Raw genomic sequence first — 943 nt, 5'->3', positions numbered from 1 at the left:
TTCGGGGAGTGCGGCGGGGGAGCGGACCGCCAGGAGGTGGCCGACGGCGGCGATCGCGGTCTGCGCGGCGCTGCTGGTGACTGCGGGTGTCCTGCTGGCCGTGCTCGTCCCGCAACTGGCCGGGGACGACTCCTCCCCAGCGGCGCAGGCGGCCGGACCCACGTTGCCCCCGGCGGCCACGTCGGAGCCCGCGACACCGGAGCCGGCGACGTCCGAACCGGAACCGGCGAAATCCACGCCCGGGAAGTCCGACGAGGTGCAGGGGCCGCGCGAGCCCGCCAGTCAGCCACCGGTGGCACGACCGGTGACCGTCGCGATCCCGCCGCTGACCGGCCTGGACAGAAAGGCGGCGACCAGGGCCATCAGGCAGGCCGGGCTGGTGCCGGGCCTCGTCGCCGAGGTCGGCTCCACGCAGCCCGTCGGGCGGGTGCTGAGCAGCAAGCCCGCCGCGGGGGCGGCGGTTCCCCGGGGAAGTACGGTCTCGCTGCAGGTGTCGGCGGGCGTGGCGGTGCCCGCGGTGGCCGGCATGCAGCGCAAGGCCGCCGAGTCGACGCTGGCCGAGGCGGGCCTCAAGGCCGGCGGCGTCAACCGTACGTGCTCAGACAGACCCAACGGCCAGGTCATTTCCTCTGACCCCCGGGCGGGCACCCGCGTCTCCGGCGGCACCTCGGTGAGCCTCACCCTGGCCCGACACGGCAGCACCGTCCCGGGCGTGGTGGGCCGTTCCGAGGCGGACGGCCGCGCGGCCCTGGCGGACGACGGCTTCCGGGTACGGTCGCGCGGAAAGGCCGTCGCGGACGAGTCGCAGGTCGGCACCATCCTGAGCCAGAGCATCGCAGGCGGCACCTGCGCCGAACCGCAAGCCAGCATCGTGATCATCGTCGGCGTCGCCGCCCAGACCGGCCCGGACCAGGGCGAAGAGCCCGACCCCGGCGAGGACCTG

At 75.5% G+C, this 943-nt stretch carries 1 protein-coding gene; it reads left to right on the top strand.

The genetic code is table 11. The features are described 5' to 3' along the window. Positions 1–943, top strand: a 943-nt coding sequence (locus E1286_RS47360; protein WP_132623986.1) for a PASTA domain-containing protein, incomplete at both ends; no start/stop codon positions are given.

This window comes from Nonomuraea terrae (assembly GCF_004348995.1).
Classification (GTDB): domain Bacteria; phylum Actinomycetota; class Actinomycetes; order Streptosporangiales; family Streptosporangiaceae; genus Nonomuraea; species Nonomuraea terrae.
This window is presented reverse-complemented; position numbering and strand designations above follow the sequence as displayed.